The organism is Ruegeria sp. BC2 (genome assembly GCF_056539245.1).
The window spans coordinates 19,011-37,133 of record NZ_JBQFUQ010000001.1; the positions used below are offsets into that span (position 1 = coordinate 19,011).

Consider the following 18,123-nt stretch of genomic DNA (forward strand, 5'->3'; position numbering starts at 1 on the left):
GGAAATTCTCCTTTCGCCGGGGTTATTCGTAGTAGGTATAGCCGTTGATGCTGTCGCGATAGGCAGTCATCAGGGTTTTGCGTTCATTCGCCTTGAGCGTGCCGGTCGAGATCGCCTCGTCGACCATCTTGCGGAAGGCAGCGATGCAGTCGCTTGGGTCGAACTCGACATAGGACAGGACTTCGCTGATCGTGTCACCCTCCTGTTCATGCAGCAGGTCGAACCCGCCATCGGCGCGCAGGTCGATGGTGACCACGTTGGTGTCGCCGAACAGGTTGTGCAGGTCGCCTAGGGTTTCCTGATAGGCACCGACGAAGAACACGCCCATGTAATAGTCGCGATCTTCGGGCAGGGAATGCACCGGCAGGCTGGGCGAGACACCGTCGGCCAGAATGAACCGGTCGATCTTGCCGTCGCTGTCGCAGGTGATGTCGGACAGTACCGCGCGGCGGTCGGGGGCCTGGTCCAGCATCTGCAGCGGCACGATCGGGTGCAGCTGGTCGATCGCCCAGACATCGGGCAGCGACTGGAACAGCGAGAAGTTGCAGTGATAGATGTCCGCCAGCTTTTCCAACTGGTCATCCACATCGGTTTCGACCTCGTCCGAGGCCGCCAGCGCCTTGATCCGCGCCATCAGCGACAGGTAGATGCGCTCGGCCCGGGCCATCTGGCGCAGGTCGACATAGCCACGGCGGAACAGGGCGCGCAGCTCGTTGCGGTAGAAGGTGGCGTCGTTCCAGCATTCCTGCAGGCGGTCTTGGCTGAGATAACCGTTCACCGCCGCCAGATCTGACACGAGGTGGTGGTCGCCGGTTTCCACCTCGGGGCCGTTGGGCGCGTCATAGAGCGTGCTTTCCAGCACGTTGAACACCAGCATCGACGAGGTCGCCACCACCGCGCGGCCACTCTCGGTCACCAGCGTGGGGTGGTCCACTTCGGCCTCGTCCATGGCATAGGCCACGGTTTCCACCACATTGGCGCAGTATTCCTCGACCGTGTAGTTGATCGAGTTCTCGGTCGCCTTCTTCTCGCCCGTGTAATCGACGCCCATGCCGCCGCCCAGATCCAGGTGGGTCAGCGGCACGCCCTCGCGGGTCAGTTCGGTGTAATAACGGCAGGCCTCGCCCACGGCGCGGCGCACGTCGTTCACGTCGGGCACCTGGCTGCCCAGATGCGAATGCTGCAGCTTCAGGCAATGCAGCAGGCCGGCATCGCGCAGCTTGTCGACGACCGCGACCAGCTGATCGGTGTTCATGCCGAAGGTCGACCGATCCCCCGAGCTTTCCTGCCATTTGCCGCTGATCTGGTTGGTCAGTTTCACCCGCACGCCCAGCAGTGGTTCGATGCCCAGCCGTTCGTAGACCTCGATGACCGTGTCGGCCTCTTTCGGGCTCTCCAACACGATGACCGTGTTGAACCCGATCTTGCGGCTGAGAATGGCCAACTCGATGAACTCCGCGTCCTTGACGCCGTTGCACACGATCAGCGCCTCGGGGGCCAGACGGTGCGCCAGTGCGATTACCAGCTCGGGCTTCGATCCGGCCTCGAGCCCGTAATTGTATTGCTTGCCGAACTCGACGATCCGGTCGACGACCTGCGCCTGCTGGTTCACCTTGATCGGGAACACGCCGCGATAGGACCCCTTGTAGCCGGTACGCGCAATCGCATCGCGGAAGCTTTCGTTGATATGCGCGATTTCGCGTTCCAGATACGAGCTGATGCGCAGGATCATCGGCGCCTTGATCCCGCGCTGATCAAGGTCGTGCAGAATACCGGGCAGGCTGATGGCCGCCGCATCGGGTGCCATGGGATTGCGCAGACTGATCTCGCCGTCCTCCGTCACCTCGATGAGACCCTTGCCCCATTTTTCAACCCCGTAGATGGAATGCGGTGCGACGGGCGTTTGTTTCAATCAAGTCAGTCCTTGCGTTGCAGGCGTGGAAATTTCGCCCGCCAATACGGCAGCCGTTCGATTCTTCCAAGTGTAATCTGTATCGGAGGTTAGCCCAATTCAGATCGCAGGGCGAATGGGAACCAGATGGTTGTCCCAACGGACCCGAGGATGGGGCGATACCGCCGGGTTTGACCCAACCAGATGCCCCACATCGCCATGCCCGGTGGTAAAGACAAAGCCGGATGGCCCGGGGCCCAACCCGCACACGTCGCCGAGCGAACGGGCGCTGTCAAAACGAGCTGCCTCGGCATCAAAGACGTGCAGCGCGTTGCCGCGTGGGCAGGTGATGGCGACCTGACGCCCCTCGGCGGAAAAGGCGACACTGCCTGCATAGCCGGCCAGCGTCGCCTGAATGTCATCCGGCGCGGACAGAAGGTGGTAACGGCCACCCCGCCGATTCAGCCCCAGCAGGGCCGGCTTGTGGGACAGGTCGCCCTGCCACTGCATCGCGAAGGCCAGCAGGCCATCCGCACGAACGGCCAGATGCCGGATCGAGTTTTTGTGCAGCGCCGCGGGCAGCTCGACCTGCTCCAGAACCGATCCGTCGAGGCTGACATAGGTCAGGTTCGGGCGCATGGTCGGCAGGTTCAACTTGCTGCGCCCGGTATCCGGGTGGGTTTCGATGCCGCCGTTGGCGATGGCAAGAGATTTGCCGTCGGGCATCAACACTACGTCATGGGGGCCGACCCCCGCCGAAGAAAACTCGCCCATTCGGGCATAGCCCTCGGCCGCGTCCCAGACGCCGATGACCCCGGTGCCGGCCTCATAGTCGTTTTCGGTGGTGAACAACCGGCGGCCGTCGGGCGAAAACGCGCCGTGGCCATAAAAATGACGCCCGTCCGGCGCGTCGAGCCGGGCCAGTTGGTCCCCGGTCGCGCAATCGATCACCAGCGCAAACCGCCCCGGACGGCGCGCGAATGCAACGGCCCGCGCCAGATGGGGATGGGCGGCGGCGGCATGCCCGCGGCCGGGTAGAGGAACCGAGAACCGCAAATCCCCCGAACTGGTCAACCCGACCAGGCGGTACGACCCATCGTCGAACAGCGCAGCCGACAGGAAATCGGGCGAACCGACCGCAGCCCAGCCCGGCAAGGGGGCAAGAGTGGCCGCTGCCAAACCGGTGAGGAATCTTCGGCGGCTGGTCATGGGTCAGTCTCCGTCCAGCGAATTGAACCCGGCACTGATGCCGAGGGTCGGGCCCAGCTGTGCGGCGGCCAGGCTGCGGATGTCGTTGATCGACTGCTGCAGGGCCTCGATCCGCAGCCGCCCCCGGGGCTCGGCCACGCCGGCCAGCGCGGGATCGTCCAGCGCCTGCACCCGGGCGATGCTGCGGGCAAAGGCATCGTCCAGCGATGCGGCAATCTGCGGGTGGTCGGCTGACAGCCGCGCTGCCAGGTCGCGCAGCGCCACCAGCGACAGTTCCACGTGCCGCAGCGACCGCAGCGACCGGCGGGCCTCGGCCCGGTTGGGGCGGGGGCGGTCGAAACTGCCCATCGGGCGGCCCAGACGCGTATCGGCCGTAAACTCGAGCCCTGTGACAAGGGCCTTGTAGAGCTCCTGCAGGGCTTCGTCGGCGGACCGATAGGGGCTGTCCGGCCCGGGTTGGGTCACGATGCGGGCATAGCCGTGCCAGTCCCGGTCGATGGCCCGGGCGGTGCGATGGATGTCGGCGGCGATGGCGCGGATCAACCCGCAGCGATAGGCCGCATCGCCCCGATCGGCAAAGGCCGGGTCGTACAGCATCCTCTCGAGCGCGAGGAAACCGCGCCCGGCGATCGAGGTTTCGGCAAAGGCAACGGGGTCGGCAATGGCCGGGTCTTCGGCTGCGATCCTCGCCGACAGCGCCTTGGGCGTGAACCCTTTGCTGTCGGGCCAGAAGGTCAAGGCAAAGGCACGGTCTCCGACCTCGGTCGGGCCGAACCGCAGGTGGCTGGCGGATATCCAAGCGTCAAAGGCGGCGTGATAGGCCGCGCGCAGGTCGGCGGACCCCGGCGCGCAGTCGGCGCGTGCGGCAGCATCCAGCGTATCGGCCATTTCGACAAGCTGGTCGAAACGCGGCAGGATATGGGCCTGGGTCACGTCGGTCAGGATCGCATCGCGGCTTTGTGCCACCGCGCAGAGCGGCATCAATGCGGAAAGGATCACGGCAATCAGGCGCATCGGTCAGAGACTCTCCAGGAACCGGATCAACGCATCGCGGTCGGGTTTGGGCATGGAAACGACTGCATCGCGCGCGGCCTGGGCCTCGCCCCCGTGCCACAGGACCGCTTCGAGAAACGAGCGCGCCCGGCCATCATGCAGGAACTGGGTGTGCCCCGAGACCCGTTCGGTCAGGCCGATGCCCCATAGTGGCGCGGTGCGCCATTCGCTGCCTGTGGCGCGGGCCTCGGGGCGGTTGTCGGCCAGTCCCTCGCCCATGTCGTGCAGCAGCAGGTCCGTGTATGGCCAGATCAGCTGGAAACTGTGCTCGGGCCGGTCGGGCAGGCGGTGGGTGACGAAAGCGGGCGTGTGACAGGACGCGCAGCCAATGGTGTGGAAAACCTCTTTCCCGCGCAGAACTTGCGGGTCATCCACATCGCGGCGGGCGGGAACGCCCAGGTTGCGGCTGTAGAAGGCCACCAGATCCATGCCCTGCTGGTCGATCTCGAAGCCGCGTTCGTCGCCGTCACCATGCGGGGCGGTCTGGCAATCGGCCTGGGCCGGGGTGCAGTCGCCAAATGGCGCGGGGTAGAGCGGGCTGGAAATGCCGATATCGCCGGCGCAGGCCGCGGCCGACTGCTCCATGATCGTCGGCATGCCCGCCTTCAGCCCGAACCGGCCCAGCATGGGTTCGCCGAATTCCGTCGACCACACGATGTTGGGCCGCCCCGAGATCCCGTCCCCATCGGCGTCGTCGGGGTCGGCCTTGGCCAGGATGTCCTCGGCCGGGATCGCCTCGAGCAGGCCCAGACCGATCATCTGCGGCGCCACGCGTGGGCTGAGCATCGCGTCCGGGTGCAACGGCCCATAGCCCAGATCGGCCGCTCTGTAGGTGGGCTTGCGCAGCGACACGGTTTCGCCGTCGGACAGTTCCACCGGGATTTCCTCGTAGGTGATGTCCAGCCGGTATTCGGCCTGGTGGCCGGGCAGGGCGAAATCCTGCATCTGGCCGCCATAGGTGGGTTCGGGCAGGGTAGCGAGATACCCTTCGATCTCTTCCGGCGCGTCCGCGGGCGTTCCGGGGATGGAAACGCGCAGGAACATCGAAATGGCGTTGTCTTCGGGTCCGGCCGGGGTGTGGCCACGCCCGTCCTTGATGTGACAGCGTTGGCACGACCGGGCGTTGAACAGCGGCCCTAGCCCATCCGAGGCCAGAGTCGAGGACGGAGACGACACCCAGACCTTCTTGAACAGTCCGTTGCCGACCTTGAAATCCAGCTCCTGCTCAAAGCTCAGGTTGGCCGAGGGTTGCGAGAACGCATCCGCATCGGTCCGGGCGCGCACCGTCGCGGCGCCTGCCGGCAGGTCCTCATAGCGCTGGGGCTGCGTGAAATCCGACGGCGCTGCGGTGACTGTGGCGATCCGTGCCCGTTCAGCGTCGGTTCGGGGGAGGGGGTTCAAATGACTGTCCCGCAGATCCTGAGACAGGGAGGGGGTGGCCGCAAAAACGGCCACCACGAAGAGGCCCGTCTTATTCGGCCTCGTCCATTTTCGATGCATTGAGTTGCGCATAATTTGCTTCGCCGAGTCTTTCGTACAGATCGAGCTGGGTTTCGAGGAAATCGATATGGCCTTCTTCATCGGCCATCAGTTGTTCGAACAGCGCCATCGACACGAAGTCGCCGGCCTGTTGGCAGTATTCGCGCGCTTCCTTGTACAGGGCCCGGGCGTCGATCTCGGCCGCCAGGTCGCATTCCAGGGTTTCCTTGGGCGTCTGGCCGATGCGCAGCGGGTCGAGCTTTTGCAGGTTGGGGTGGCCGCCGAGGAAGATGATCCGCTCGATCAGCTTGTCCGCGTGCTGCATCTCTTCGATGCTTTCCTCGCGGCTTTTCTTGGCCATGTGGCCCAGGCCCCAGTCCTCCTGCAGGCGGTAATGCAGCCAGTACTGGCTGACTGCGGTCAATTCATGCCGCAGGGACTTGTTTAAGTATTCGATGACTTTGGGGTCGCCCTTCATCTGCACTCTCCTGTGTATCATCCACGCGCAGGGCGCGGAGTTGCATGGGTACTTCGAGGTTATCGGTTGCGCGCATCGTGTCCAGAAACAGCGGCATACACCCGCCACAATCCGCCGATTTTCCCAAAGCATGGTAAATCTTGCCCGGCGTGATGATGGTTTGAGGATCTGCCGCGCGCATCCAGTCGATTGCCGCGCGGATGTCGTGATCCGTGATGTTGGTGCAGTGGCAGACGATCATGGCGACTCGGCCTTTCGTAATTCCTAGTCAAATAGTAGGGTATTTGCTTCGGGTCCAGACACAGCTTGTCGCAGGGTCGGGCGCAAGCGGTCGCTGCGCCCGGCTGCTTTGGTTCATCAGTGGAAAACGGCGTCGGGGTTGTCGAGGCTGTCGGACCCTTCGAATGCGACATTGCCCAAGCCCAGCACGGACACGATACGTTCAATCGTCTTGGTCTGATCGATCAGACCTTCGACGCCGCCCATGATGAGCGTTTCGCCACCGACGTTCCCGCGCTCGAGCATCTGATCGTATGCAAATCCGGCCTCGGCTGCGGTTTTGATCTGGCCCAGCGCGTACATTGTGTTCGCAAGTTTGGTCTTCATTTCGGTGTCCAGAGCCGGGTCCGAGGCCGCAACCAAATCCGACAGGGACGGACCCGAAACCGGAGTGCCGTCAATCCGGACATACCGACCCAGATAGACGTTCTGAATCCCCAACCCGTCATAGTAGTGGCTGTTGTGCGTGTTGTCCGAGAAACAGTCATGCTCTTCTTCCGGGTCGTTCAGCATCAGTCCAAGGCGCATGCGCTCACCGGCCTGTTCGCCATAGGACAGGGATCCCATGCCCGTCAGAATTGCACTGATGCCCGAGTCGGCGTCGTCGGTCAGGGCCGCCCGCGCGGCACCGTGCTCCTGCCATTGCGCGGCCATCCATTCCAGGTCCGAGACCAGCAGGTCGGTCGCCGCCACCAGATACTGGGCCCGGCGATCGCAGTTGCCGCCGGTGCAGGACTCGTCCTGCGCATAGTCGGTCCACGGACGGTTGCCGGCGCCCTCGCCGTGACCGTTCAGATCCTGGCCCCACAGCAGGAACTCGATGGCGTGATAACCAGTTGCCACATTGGCCTCGATCCCGTCGGCCTCGTGCAGGGTCTCAGACAGCAGCTCGGGCGTGATCTCGGTGGCGTCGACCGGCTGGCCAGACAGCTCAAAGCTGGGCGAGGCAATCACGTTCAGAACCGCAAGCTCGTTTTCGTCCGTCGCGCCGCCATAGGCCGCATCCACATAGTCGATCAGACCCTCGTCCAGAGGCCACGCGTTCACCTTGCCTTCCCATTCGTCGACGATGGGATTGCCGAAGCGATAGACCTCGGTCTGTTGATACGGAACGCGCGCGGCAACCCAGGCCTGGCGTGCGGCGGTCAGGTTTTCAGCAGAAGGCTGGTCAACCAGCGCGGCAACGGCGGCCTGCAACTTGCGGGCAGCACGCAGGCTGTCGTCATATTTTGCTTCGGCAATGTCAGCATAGGTTTCCAGAATGTCGACCTTTGCGGGCGCGTCGCCGGCGGCTGCCGCCGTTGCCATCAGCAAAGCTGCCAGGCTGGTCGTCGAAAATACGCGGGTCATGAAGTTCAGGCCTTCCTGTCGAAATGAATGGGCAAGAGCACCCGGTGCGGGTGCTGAGATGAATATTAACTGAGTGAAATTGTAAGTTATGTCAACCCGAGTCTTTAAGTCGGGAATTAATTGTGAAACACGCCGTTGTTTTGGCCAAATACGGTTTGGCTGGATGGGTTCTCTGGATCTGCCTAGCCATTTCCAGCGGGGTCAGACGGGGTTGCGCGCCGTTGCCTGCGGATGGCGCGCAGATACAATGATGGTGTGATTCTTGAGTTGGTGGTGGTTGCGTGATGAGATCCCTGGCGTTTGCCCTTTGCGTGTTTCCCCTTGCGTTGGACGCGCAGCAGGAAGGGGCGCCAAAACCCGCAGCACTGGAGATCGCGTTTTTGGATTCGGGGTACACGCTGTCCCTGTTTGTTCCCGCGTCTGAAATCGTTGGCTTTGAACTTCCCGCTTCGAGCGCAGAGGAAAAGGCGAAGGTCGCGGTCGCCATTTCGGACCTGTCACAGCCCATGACCCTGTTCGCGGTCACGGCCGAGGCGGGTTGTGCCACGGCCACGGCGAACGTGGCGCTGGTCGGCGGCGAAGCCGGTTCGGCCTTGGGGTCTGACGATCACCGGCCCGAATTTCAGGCCGAATATACGGTCAGGTGCAGCAACCTTCAGGCGCTTGGTGAAATGAGATTTGATTACTTCGACCGGTTTTCGCAGGCTGAACGTGTGGACGTGCGGGTTCAATCCTCGGGCGGTAGTCACGCCGTCGCGGTTACACGCGAGACCCCGTTGGTTGATCTCTCCGAGTTGATGTGACCGGGGTTTCTTTCATTCCTTGTGGTGAAAGATGAAGCCGATGAAGTTCAGCAACAGTTGCGCGGCAAGGATCTGCGTGCTTTCGGTCGGGTCATAGGCCGGGGCAACTTCGACAAGGTCGATGCCAGCGACCTGCCCTTTCCGGGCAAGGCCCTGCAGGATTTCCAGAACGTCGTAGTACAAAAAACCGCCGTGGCTTGGTGTTCCGGTGCCCGGTGCAATGGATGGGCAAAACGCGTCAATGTCGATGGTCACGTAGTATCGGACGCCCGAGGGGATGCGGCCCAACACTCCTTCGGTCCCCAGCTTGCGGACCTGCCGTACCGACAAGATGTCGGAGCCGCGCGCGCGTGCATCTTCGTAACCTTCTTTCGCCGTCGATGAGACGTTGCGGATGCCCAGCTGGGTCATACCCGAGACATAGTCCTTCTCGATCGCCCGCCGCATCGGGTTTCCATGGCCCGCCGTAACGCCATGACGCTCGTCCACGAAATCCAGATGTGCGTCGATCTGGACCACGTGAATGGGACCGTTTCGGGCGCAGTCCTGATCAAAGGCGTTGATGCAGGGAATGTTGATGGAATGGTCACCACCGATCGTCACGGGCAGAGCGCCGGCCTCAAGGATCTTGCGTACCCCGTATTCGATATTCGCGTGGCTGGCTTCGGTTTTGGTGTGGATGATGTCGGCATCCCCCAGATCGACGATGCGCACCTCTTCGCCCAAATAGGTGGCATCGTCCTCGTGATCATAAGCACCTGCATGACCAAAGCTGAACAGAGTCGATGCCTCGCGCACCGCACGCGGGCCGAACCGGGCTCCGGACCGGTATTGGCAGCCGAAGTCGAACGGGGCGCCCAGGATGGCGACATCGGCATCGATCCGGTCCCAATCCTGCACATATGGCTTCTTGCCGAATGTGGCGATGCCGACGAACGGCAGATTCAGGCGGCCGGATTCATATCCATGTTTTGACATTGGGGGCTCCGTTGCTTTGAACCGGCCGCGGGTCTGGCGGGTTGCTTGCACGTTGGCGTCTATCACCCGATCAATCAAGGCCACTCTGCCCCAGCGGTGCATCAGGTTGCGAAGCCGGGTAAACCCCACAATCCCGGTGATTTTTCTGCAAATCTGTACTAAGAATGCAAGTATCGCTCGTATTGCCTGCGCAAATTGAGGGGTGGAGCCAGCATTGAATGGCGCCACGCGTCGGGCGGTCTGCCGTTTGTCCGGCGGGGGAGACTGCAAAATACAAATGCTGATTTCAGGAAAGTGACCACGAAATACGAAACCATTGCGCCACTGACTTTTTGGGGGAGGAACTGGCCGTGACCACACAGACGATTTCCAATTCAAAACCGATTGAAGCCACATCTGCCGATTGGGAGAAGGTATTCGCAGTCCTGCCCGGCGAAAAGGTGCGGCAGAGCGCCGAGCGGCTCAGGCAGCATTTCGATCTGTTCGAAGTTCTTGAGGACACGGTTCTGCCGCCGCGCGGGATGTATGTGGTTTTGGACGGCATCGTGAAGCTGCGCCAGAACGACGTTGATCTGGCGACCGCCGATACCGGGGACTATTTCTACGAGGAGCATCTGGAGATCCGCGACATACCGGTCAGCCTGCAGGCCGTGGCCTTGCCCGGCACTCGGCTGGCCTTTCTGGCCAGTAACGAGTGGCTGGATATCCCCGCGGAAATTCGACGCGAATGCTACGCCACGCTGTTCGGCGATTTGGTCAGTGTGCATCTTCAGAATTTCCAGCAACCCATCAACTGCTGCAGCGTGACCGCGGCCGCGCTGAGCATGTCGGCGCTGGGCTTCAGCTGCGAGGTGAACGACATCTTCCGCGTCTGCGAACTGCCCACCAGCTTTGTCGTCAATGACGGCATCTCGCTGGGTGAACTGTTCGACGTGGCGTGCACCTATATCCATTCGCAGGGTCTGCGCGACCTGGTGCAGGTCCAGGCCTATTTCATGGACGAGGCCACGACCTCGGTGCCGCTGCTGCTTGAGGCGATTGACGAATCCAATCGACTGGGCGGAGACAACGACATTCTGGTGGCGAATTTTCAGGTTGGGGTCGCGCATGGCAAGCCCACCATGCCCGGCGGCCATTTCGCGGTGATCGCCAAGTGCAACCCCAGCACCGGGTTGGTGCACATGATGGACGTGCATCCCGAAAAATACGGCAAGCTGTGGGTCACCACGATCGACCGCCTGTACGCTGCCATGTCCGACCGCGACGGCACTTCGATGCGGGCGCGCGGCCTGCTGCGGTTCTCTGCACGCGAAGCGGTACAGACCACGCTGCAGACCTTCCGGCAGGACTGCAACTATGTGGACAGCACCAGGTATCTGGCCCGCGATCCCAAGAAGCGCCGCAACCTGTTCCGTCGGGCAAGCCCGAACATGAACAGCCTGGGCGTCCTGGCTGAAAGCTTGCAGATCCTGGGCGATGTCCAGGTCACCGAAGACAAGCTGCTGATCGCGACCCAGACCTCGTACACCGAGGCGCTGAGCCGCGTTTCGACCGCCAAGAAGATGAGCGAGATGGCCCAGCGGTATCTGGCCGGCACCTCCGAAGTGCATATCGGCAGCACTTTCCGCAGCTATGCGGAACGACCCGGCAAGGACAAAAGGTCGCCGCAAGACTGGTTCCGGGATCAGCTGCGCAGTCTGAACGAACATGAGGGGCGCCACCTTATGATCAATATCGACTTCAACCGCGTGTTGGGGTTCGAGGTGATCCGGCCGCCCGAAAACGTGTTCCGCGAGACGGCGCTGCTGGAAGAGTTCTGGTGCCTGTGCGTGGCCTATGACGAGAAGGCCGATCTTGTCACGGTCGTCGATATGAGCCCGGCGACTTCGCAGGTCTGGCAGGCGCCGCGCGGGCATATCTTTCGCGGGCTGCGCGACCTGAAAAGCCCGGCCATGCTTGTGATCGAAGAGACCCAGCCTCCGGAAGACCCCAGCGACGTGGCGCGGATCGTCCGGGAAAATCCGCTGGTTCTGTTCTACGAGGATGAGGACCCGTGGTCGAACATGCTGAAGAACATTCTGGCCAATATCGGCGCGACCGGTCTGAAATTGGTCGATGTCGCTGGACACGGGGCCAACGCTATGAAAATGCGCCGGCAACTGGTGGCGGAAAGCGGCAAGGAAAAGGTGCCTTATCTCTTCTTCCATGGGAAATGCCTGGGCAAGCGCAGCGATATCGTTGACATGATCCTGGATGGCGGCCTGCAGGAAGACATGAAGAAAGCCGGTCTGCCTGTCTTGCTGCGCCACGAGTCGCCGAGCCTCGACAAAAACATCTTCGGGTATCCCAAGGGCGGGTTGACAGCCCCGCCAAACGGTCGCCGGAACGTTCTGCTGTGCGCCTGCGGCTCATCGGCTGCGGACAAGGTGCCTCAGTTGGTCGCCCGGATCACCGAGGCAGGTCACAATGTGAAACTGATCCCTTCGGTTTCGGCCGAAAAGTTCTTTCGCGATATCGGGACCGACAAGGCCAGCGAGGCCCGCAAGGCAAAAAAGACCGGGAAGAAAACCAAGACAGTCGACGACTACATCACCCACAATGACTACTACCGCGACGATGACGAGTGGAACTTTCGCTATACCGAGTTCGGGATGCCCTTGCGCGCGTCGCATCTGGCCCTTTGCGACTGGGCCGATTGCGTGATCGTCGCGCCGGTCACCTGCAACACGATGGGCAAGATCGCCAACGGCATTGCCGACAACCTGCTGACCTCAGTCTTTGTGGCCTGGCAGTACCGCAATAAGCCGGCGATCCTTTGCCCGGCTTGCAACACCAACATGTGGAACAACGTCACCACCCAGAACAATGTCGAAAAGCTGCGCGATCTGGGGATTGATCTTGTGGGTCCCCGCAAGGGGCGATTGTCGAACGGGATGATGGGCATCGGCATGATGGCCACGCCCGACCAGATCATGGAGGTGCTGGAAGAAGCCTTCGAAGAGCTGGAAAACCACGAACACAATATCTGCAAATGGGCCCAGGATGCTGCGGCCTCGGATGACTTCGCCCAATGGGAGCCGGTGTTTCAGGCCATAGATGATGGGGTCGCCGGTATCGACATTGTCGATGACCATAATGGCGACACGCTGCTGCACTATGCGGCGGGCGGCGAGGGCGAGTTGACCGAGAACGGGCAAGATCTGGGAAAACCGGACATCGAGGCTGCCAAAGCCCTCATCGCAAGAGGTATCAACGTTAACGCGGTCAATGACCACGGATTTACCAGCCTGCATGTCGCCGCGATGAACAACTCGGCCGAGATGGTAGAAACACTGCTGGCGGCGGAGAGCATCGATGCAAGCCCTCTGATCCACTTCCTGCAGGATCGGGTGCGGTCCAGGGGCATCAGGGTGTCGGACGAGATCCGCGCGATGCTGGACGAATGGGCCAACACGCACGCCCTGTCAGAACCGGAAGAGGTGGAAGACGAAGACGACCTGATCGATGAACGCGAAAAGACCTATCTGTATTTTACCTACGGATCGCTCAAAAAAGGATTTCCCAACCACGACGCTCATGCGGACGTTCTGGATGATTTCGTTGGACAGGCGGTCACTCGGCAGCCCATGCCCCTGATCGTTCCGAAAGAGCCGTTTTGCGACAACCCGAACTGTGCCTATCTGCACCGCATGGCCACACTGGTGGATCGCAAGGGCACTGGCCGTCCAATCAAGGGCGAGGTCTACCGGGTAACCTCGGACGGGTTGAAGGAACTCGACAAGCTTGAGGGTTTTCACGGACCGGGCGCGGCTGACAATGTCTATGTCCGCAAGCGGATCAATGTCCTGATGGATGGGGTGAAAAAACCGGCCTACGTCTACGTCATCGCCAATCCGGAAAAATACCTTGCCGAACTGGAAAGCGGTGCGTCCGAGTTGGTCGACGAATACTCGATCGACATGGCCACAGGGACGCTCAAGCCCGGGTATGAGGCGGCCGCTAGCCGTCCTGATGCGTGATGGCTTCGGGCGCATCCGTTGACGGAGGTGACTTGAGGCTGAGGTTGTAGGCCGTGATCGCGATCATGCAGCTCAGGACAAAAGGCCAGAACGCGGCCTTTGGAATCAGGTTGTCACGATAGTGGATCAAGCGCAGCGACGGCGCGGACTCGGAGACGAACAGATAGGTGTTCACCGAGACCACAAGCAGCATGAAGTACATCAGGAAAAAGAAGGACTCCATGTAGATCACCGGTGACCCGGCAAAACCTTCGCGCAATTGCACATGGGCCAGCAGGATCACGAAGAACAGGACCGAGCAGGTTCCGATCACGCTTGAGGTGCTGAAATCGTGCCGTTCGACCAGGTTCGGCTTCCGCGTCACCGTCATTACGGCGCCGAACAGAAGCATCGTGACTACGATCAATGGGATCATGTGCACCACGAAGGCGTTCGCAAAGTTGCGTTTGATGACAAAGTTGTAGTGCAGTTCGGGCAGTCTGGTCTGAAACTCGTTCTGATTGATGCCCAGCGTCGTGTCCAAATCGGACAGCTTGTAGTCAAAATAGGTGTTTTCGCGCTCCCAAGTGCCCATGACGATGCGGTTGTCGATCCCGAAAATGTCCTTTGGTCCAGTCGCGGGATAGGCGTCGAAGTCGGGAACCAGGGCGACGTTCACGTCAAACCGGCCCGGCCATAACCGCACCCAGACGGTTTTGTGGTCGAAAGGATAGCTGGTGTAGTCGAAGGACTGGCGCAGGGTCTGCTCAAAGTACCAGCCGATCACTTCGCCACCGGGTTCTGGCATCCGGTAGGCTTCTTCGATAAGGCCGCTCCCGACATCCACGGACTCGGGCAGAAGGAACCCGGCCTGACCGGGTTCGGGCTTGATCGCGTCATGGATGCCGGTTTGATAGTGCTGCCAGACATAGCCAGTGACGTGGACATCGCTTGCGTCGACGAAGCTGAAGGATTTGAGGAATATTCCCGTCCTGACCCGATAATCCGGCGCGTTCTCCAGCGACTCCAGATAGGTATCGACCGAGGCCTGATCCGGCAATTGGGTCGGGTCCTGCTCGAAATGGTTCAGCGAGGCCCAAAGGTAGAACAATACAGCCGTCAGGATCAGCGACACGAGGCCTGACAGACCCCAGACCTTTTTCTCGACCGTCATTCCGCGCTCTGTTTCTTTCTGTTGTTCCATCGTCATGCGGCTCATGCCGTCGATTGGCCGGCCATCCCGGCCACCGGGAAATCCAGATGCCCCATCAGCGACCGCACCACGCCCAGATCATCGAACTGTGATCGAAGTTCTGGAAACTCGGCGTGGTCAGACAGGGCGAGGCCCTGTTGCCCGGTCGCAGCCAGAAGGCGCGTGTGACGGATGGACAGATCGGCCATCGGCAGTGGTTCTGAGGCGGTGAACTCGGACAAGGCGTCGGCAAAGCGGATCGCGCGGTCCCAATCCTGGCGGGCCAGCATTACGGCGCAGGCGTCTGCGTAGAAATGCAGGTGGCTGTGCCCAACGCAGCCTTCGCCCAGTATCCGGACGCCCTGATCCAACAGATCATCCTGGGCATCCGGGTCGTCCAGAGCCAAGGCCAATGCCGACAGCGCCTTGGGGCCGACAAAGTTGCGGCCATGTTCCAACGCGATTTCCACGGCGCGCCGCCCCACCTGTTCAGCCTCTTGCCTTTGCCCGGCGTAAACCTGCGCCCGCGCCAAGTGTTCCAGCGCCTGAGCCTCGAGTCGCTTGGCACCGACGCGCTGGGCGATATCGGCGGATTGGATGAAGGCCTGCAGCGCACCGTCCATGTCATCCTGAAAGGTGCACGCGACGCCCAGGCAGGTCTGCGCGACACATTCCGGCACGAAGGCAAAGTATTTCTGCGAGATTTCGATGGCTTCCTGCGCATCGGCCCGACCTTGCTCCACGTCACCCGAGTAACTGCGGGCAACACTGAGATTGTGAAGGTTGGCGGCCAGGTCCCGGACCAGTCCTTTGTCCCGCGCTCTTTCGACGGCCTGAGTGTAGAACCCTGCGGCGGTACGCATTGCGGCATTCATGAAATTCGCATCGCCAAAGCCGCTGAGGGCGCCGACCTCCAGCCGGACGGATTCCAGTTTGCGGGCCAGCGTCAGCGCTTTTTCGTTGCTTTGCAGAGCATCCGCGACCCGTCCCAGCGGGAAATAGATGTTTCCGCGAACATAGCTGATCTGGGCCAGATCCCGTTCCGATCCATTGCGGTCAGCGGCGGCCTCGGCGATGTCGAGGCTGTGCAGCGCATCCTGGTACAGGCTGGCCTGGCGTGCGGCTTGTGCCAGACCGATATGAACGCGGCAACTCTGCGCGTCAGTCTCGGCCAGGGCGGCCGCTTCGTTGAACTCGCTCAGGGCCTCGTCCGACAGGCCCTGAAGTCGATGGGTTTCCGCGCGGGCACACATCAGGTCAAACCGGATACCCGGCGGAGCCGAAAGCTCGAGCGCGCGTTCGATCAGCGGGCTGGCCTCGTCAAACTGGAAGGCATGAATCAGGTTTTCGGCGGCCTCCAGATAAGCTTCGGCTGCGTTGGAGGCGTCGGCACGGTCCAGGTGTTGGGCGCGCAAGGTGGCGTCCTTGCCTTCGTACCAGCTTGCTGCCTGCCGGTGCAGTCGGGCGCGCTCGGACTTGACCAGCGTAGCATAGGATCCGTCGCGGATCAGAGCATGCGCAAACATCAGATCTGCCCCGGCCTCGCGGATCAGGGCCGAGCGGATCAGGTCGGACGTGTCCAGATGGCCTTCACCCAGCAGGTAGTTCAGAACTTCGGGCGAGAACCGCTGCCCCAGAACCGATGCTGCCTGAATCGCCGTTCTGCTTCGACGATCCAACCCGTCCAGACGGGATTGCACGATGCCTTGGATGCTGCCGGGGACGGTGTCGCGGGTCAGGCCGTCGATATTGCGCAGCAGTTGCTCGAGAAACAGCGGATTGCCTCCGGCACGTTGCACGCAGGTTTCCAACAGCTCGGGGTCGATGGCGGTGAATTCCTCGACCAGTTTCCGCGCCTGTTCGTCGCCCATCGGCGACAGCTCAAGCTTGGACACCAGCGCACCGTCCGTTCCCATCTGCCATTCCCGATCGATCGGGTCGCCTTCGACCCGGCTGGTCATCATCAGAACGCAAGGCAGGTCCCGCGTCGCGGCAGCCATGTAGGAGCACATGGTCAGAATGTCCGGTGGCGCCCAATGTATGTCCTCGACCTGGAGTAGAAGGGGGGCCTCGCGGCTGCGGGCCTGCAGCAGTTCGTCGATGACCTGTCGCCGACCCCGCATGCGTGCCGCGTTGTCCATCGCGGCATAGACTTCGGCCAGCCCGGGATCCTGTTCAAGTTCGAGCAGGGCGCTCAGATGAGCTGAACTGGCAGGGTTGATCCAACCCCGGCTGATCGCGTCATGAGCGGCCGCGGTGCTGGCATCGAAGTCGTCGGTCGGGTCGAGCCCCAGAAGGCTGCGGGCGATGGACTGGATGGCCGAATGCCCTTCGCGTGTGCCGAAATCCATCACCACGCCCCCGTGGATCGAATAGGAGCGGTTTGCGGCCAGCTCGGCCACCTGTTCCGAAAAGTGGGTCTTGCCGATACCCGGTTCGCCAAGAATGATGTGAACCTCGCCCTTTCCATGGCGCTGGCACCGGTCGAATGTCGCCGAGAACAACGACATCTCGCGTTCCCGCCCGATGAATTTGTGGCGCCGCGTGCGGATGTTCCGTGCCAGACGGTCCAGACGCCAGATTTCGACATCCTTGTTCAGGCCTTTGATCGCCTTGGTGCCGATCGCCTCGCCCACGAACAGAGGGCCAAGCGCGCGTTGGATGTCATCCGACACCAGCGTTTGACCCGGCGCAGAGATGTCGGTCAGGCGGGACGCAAGATTCACGCCGTCCCCGGTCACGGTGTATTCGGTATGGGCCTCGCTTCCGGTGGTGCTGGCGATGACCTGCCCCGAGGCGATGCCGATATGGCAGGACAGGGGCGGGTCAAGTGTGGGCAGCGCGGCGTGAATCTCCAACGCAGCCCGGGCCGCCCGTTCGGTGTCGTTGGTGTGCGAGATCGGCGCCCCGAACACCGCCATGACGGCGTCTCCGATATGCTTGTCGATCCGGCCTCCAAATTTCTCGACGGCGCGGTCGACCTTGCCAAAGAATGCATTCAGCAGCGCGTGCATGTCTTCGGCGTCGTGTTCGCTGGACAATTTGGTAAAGCCGGTCAGGTCCGCGAACAGAACCGTGACCTGACGTTTTGCCGGCTCCAGTTCGACCTCGGGTTCAAACGCGCCGACGCTTTCGGGGACGTCCAGCTCGGATATCGCGCGCAGCAACCGGCGACGGTCGCCGACGGCGGTCACCCCGATCTCGCGCAAATCCTCGCCCGTAAGTTCCGGAAGAATTGCAAAGTCGATTTTGTTTTCCGCGAACGCTTGGGTGTAATCGGACAACCCAAGGGCGCTCAGCCATTCCCTTAGGTCGCCAGACATTGGTGCCCTCAGAAGTATCCACCCGCAGGCAGCCTAGTACAGACCACCGGGTCGAGTCTGCATTTTTTATAGTAATATTCGATTATGACT

Annotated in this window: 12 protein-coding genes; 2 read left to right on the top strand and 10 right to left on the bottom strand. The window is 61.7% G+C overall.

What is annotated here, in order from left to right; translation table 11 throughout:
* Nucleotides 1–22 precede the first annotated feature (22 nt).
* The 7 genes from speA to ACR0CU_RS00115 form a co-directional block, all read right to left on the bottom strand.
* Nucleotides 23–1,912, bottom strand: a complete 1,890-nt coding sequence (gene speA / locus ACR0CU_RS00085; protein ID WP_170444144.1) for a biosynthetic arginine decarboxylase — start codon at nucleotides 1,910–1,912, stop codon at nucleotides 23–25.
* 99 nt (nucleotides 1,913–2,011) lie between these two features.
* Entirely contained in the window at nucleotides 2,012–3,100 is a 1,089-nt protein-coding gene (locus ACR0CU_RS00090) for a DUF1513 domain-containing protein (protein WP_480642201.1), read from the bottom strand.
* 3 nt (nucleotides 3,101–3,103) lie between these two features.
* Nucleotides 3,104–4,114, bottom strand: coding sequence for an imelysin family protein (locus ACR0CU_RS00095; RefSeq protein WP_170444149.1), 1,011 nt, complete (start codon nucleotides 4,112–4,114; stop codon nucleotides 3,104–3,106).
* Between the two features lie 3 nt (nucleotides 4,115–4,117).
* Entirely contained in the window at nucleotides 4,118–5,653 is a 1,536-nt protein-coding gene (locus tag ACR0CU_RS00100) for a di-heme oxidoreductase family protein (RefSeq protein WP_217356746.1), read from the bottom strand.
* Nucleotides 5,625–6,110, bottom strand: a complete 486-nt coding sequence (gene bfr, locus ACR0CU_RS00105) for a bacterioferritin (RefSeq protein ID WP_149776400.1) — start codon at nucleotides 6,108–6,110, stop codon at nucleotides 5,625–5,627. The genes ACR0CU_RS00100 and bfr overlap by 29 nt, the downstream gene beginning before the upstream one ends.
* Entirely contained in the window at nucleotides 6,058–6,351 is a 294-nt protein-coding gene (locus ACR0CU_RS00110) for a (2Fe-2S)-binding protein (RefSeq protein WP_170444156.1), read from the bottom strand. The genes bfr and ACR0CU_RS00110 overlap by 53 nt, the downstream gene beginning before the upstream one ends.
* Before the next feature lie 116 nt (nucleotides 6,352–6,467).
* Nucleotides 6,468–7,739, bottom strand: coding sequence for an imelysin family protein (locus tag ACR0CU_RS00115; protein ID WP_170444158.1), 1,272 nt, complete (start codon nucleotides 7,737–7,739; stop codon nucleotides 6,468–6,470).
* Nucleotides 7,740–8,023: 284 nt separating this feature from the next.
* On the opposite strand from ACR0CU_RS00115, the gene ACR0CU_RS00120 reads away from it, so the two are divergent.
* Entirely contained in the window at nucleotides 8,024–8,542 is a 519-nt protein-coding gene (locus ACR0CU_RS00120) for a ZrgA family zinc uptake protein (protein ID WP_170444161.1), read from the top strand.
* A gap of 12 nt (nucleotides 8,543–8,554) precedes the next feature.
* On the opposite strand, the gene speB is transcribed toward ACR0CU_RS00120, so the two are convergent.
* Nucleotides 8,555–9,520, bottom strand: coding sequence for an agmatinase (gene speB / locus ACR0CU_RS00125; RefSeq protein WP_170369935.1), 966 nt, complete (start codon nucleotides 9,518–9,520; stop codon nucleotides 8,555–8,557).
* Nucleotides 9,521–9,870: 350 nt separating this feature from the next.
* Between speB and ACR0CU_RS00130 the strand changes: the two genes are divergently transcribed.
* Entirely contained in the window at nucleotides 9,871–13,539 is a 3,669-nt protein-coding gene (locus tag ACR0CU_RS00130) for a flavoprotein (RefSeq protein ID WP_170444164.1), read from the top strand.
* Here the strand turns inward: ACR0CU_RS00130 and ACR0CU_RS00135 are convergent.
* Nucleotides 13,520–14,737 carry a hypothetical protein gene (locus ACR0CU_RS00135; RefSeq protein ID WP_254437510.1) on the bottom strand — a complete coding sequence of 406 codons (1,218 nt, stop codon included), beginning with the start codon at nucleotides 14,735–14,737 and terminating at the stop codon, nucleotides 13,520–13,522. The genes ACR0CU_RS00130 and ACR0CU_RS00135 overlap by 20 nt on opposite strands.
* Nucleotides 14,734–18,033, bottom strand: coding sequence for an adenylate/guanylate cyclase domain-containing protein (locus tag ACR0CU_RS00140; RefSeq protein WP_480642205.1), 3,300 nt, complete (start codon nucleotides 18,031–18,033; stop codon nucleotides 14,734–14,736). Before ACR0CU_RS00140 ends, ACR0CU_RS00135 begins: the two co-directional genes overlap by 4 nt.
* Nucleotides 18,034–18,123: the final 90 nt, after the last annotated feature.